This is a genomic window from Teichococcus aestuarii (assembly GCF_042651065.1).
Classification (GTDB): Bacteria; Pseudomonadota; Alphaproteobacteria; order Acetobacterales; family Acetobacteraceae; genus Pseudoroseomonas; species Pseudoroseomonas aestuarii.
This window is the reverse complement of the sequence record NZ_JBHSCH010000150.1, coordinates 1-1476: the sequence shown is the minus strand read 5'-3', so window position 1 is coordinate 1476 and position 1476 is coordinate 1. Positions and strand designations below refer to the sequence as shown.

2 protein-coding genes are annotated in these 1476 nt (G+C 67.3%); both read left to right on the top strand.

Annotated elements, in window-relative coordinates:
- On the top strand, nt 1-463 hold a 463-nt coding region (locus ACFOY6_RS24060; RefSeq protein WP_379652449.1), incomplete at its 5' end, for a DnaB-like helicase C-terminal domain-containing protein.
- A 5-nt stretch (nt 464-468) separates the two neighbouring features.
- Nucleotides 469-1347: a hypothetical protein gene (locus ACFOY6_RS24055; protein WP_379652448.1), complete on the top strand. Its 879-nt coding sequence runs from the start codon at nt 469-471 to the stop codon at nt 1345-1347.
- Nucleotides 1348-1476: the final 129 nt, after the last annotated feature.

Below are 1476 nucleotides of genomic sequence, written 5' to 3'. Positions count from 1 at the left end.
CTATCTCGGCCTGCTCAAGGCCAGCGACGCCGCGGCGCGCCAGTCGCGCAACGAGGCGGTCAGCGAGATCAGCCGGGGCCTGAAGGCCATGGCGAAGGAGTTGGGCGTGCCGGTGGTCGCCCTGTCGCAGCTCAGCCGCGAGAATGAGAAGCGAGAGGGCAAGCGGCCCCAGCTCTCCGACCTGCGCGACTCTGGCAGCCTGGAACAGGACGCTGATGTGGTCGCCTTCCTGCACCGCGAACACTACTACCTCGCCAAGAATCCCCCGGCGAAGAAAGACAATGAGACGCCCGAGGATTTCTCGGCGCGCGAGATGGCCTGGCTGGATGCGGTGGACCGCTCCGCCGGCAAGGCCGAGCTGATCATCCACAAGCAACGTCAGGGCCCCACCGGGATCGTGCGCCTGCGCTGGAGCGCCGGCCTGACCTGGTTCCACGACGATCAAGACCACCCGGCGGAGTAAGAGTCATGCCGCGCAAGAGCACCAGCCCCCTCCAGGCCCTGCTGAGTGATCCCCGTCTCCACGAGCTGTCAGTGGATCAGGGGCGGGTGTTCCTGTGCCTGGTGCTGCTCCTGTCCAAGCCGGAAGCGAATGGCCGGATCACCTTCCTGCATTCGGTTGCCCTCGCGGTTTCCAGATGGGTTTCGGTTTCGGAACCCATGACCGAAACCCAGACGGAAACCCACCTGCGCGCGCTGCAGCAGGCCGGGTTCATCGCGGTCGACTGGGAGGCCCGCAGCATCGCGCTGCCCGGCCAGGAAGAGCGCGACGCGCGGGCAGAACGCGCAAGAATCAACGGCTCCAAGGGCGGCCGGCGACGGAAGGACGACACGCAGGAGAGCTATCTGGCACGTCGCCAGGGGCACCTCCCGCTGCCCATCGGAGGCGGCAAGGCCGAAACCCAGGAAACCCAGAGCGAACCCAGCCGGGAAAGCTCGCGCGCGGTAGTACCTACTACCTCTCAGAGAGAGGTTAGTAATACCGCGCGCGAGGCACCCGCATGGGTTTCGCTGGGCCAGGAGCTGGCCGAGATCGCGGGCATGGATGCGACGAACGGTCGCTGGGATTGCCGGCAGGTCCAGGCGTGGCTGAGCCAAGGGCACAGCGCCGAGGCCATTCGCCGCGCCGTGCGCCAGGTCGCCAGCCGCAAGGGCTATCAGGCCGCCAAGGTGTTCACCTTCCGCTTCTTCGACGCTGCCGTGCAGCAGCAGGCGCAGCAGGGCGCCGCCGCGAGCGTGGGCTCGGACGCGCTGATCCAGCGCATGGACGAAGACGCCTACCACGCCCGGCTGTCGGCCTGGGCGATGAACCCCAAGGGGCCGCGCCCCGCGCGCTCGGCCGCCTGAAAGGACAACCCATGCAGCCGATCGGAGACGTGACTGTTGATTGCCACTGAGACCTGACCCGGGGTTGCCACGAGGATCTGACCCGGGTTGTGGATGCGGGGTTTTCAGATCTCGTCAGGTCGGCTGTGG

What these genes read in the sequence shown, in the direction of transcription:
- ACFOY6_RS24055 (WP_379652448.1), top strand. Translation starts at nt 469, where the DNA reads ATGCCGCGCAAGAGCACCAGCCCCCTCCAGGCCCTGCTGAGTGATCCC.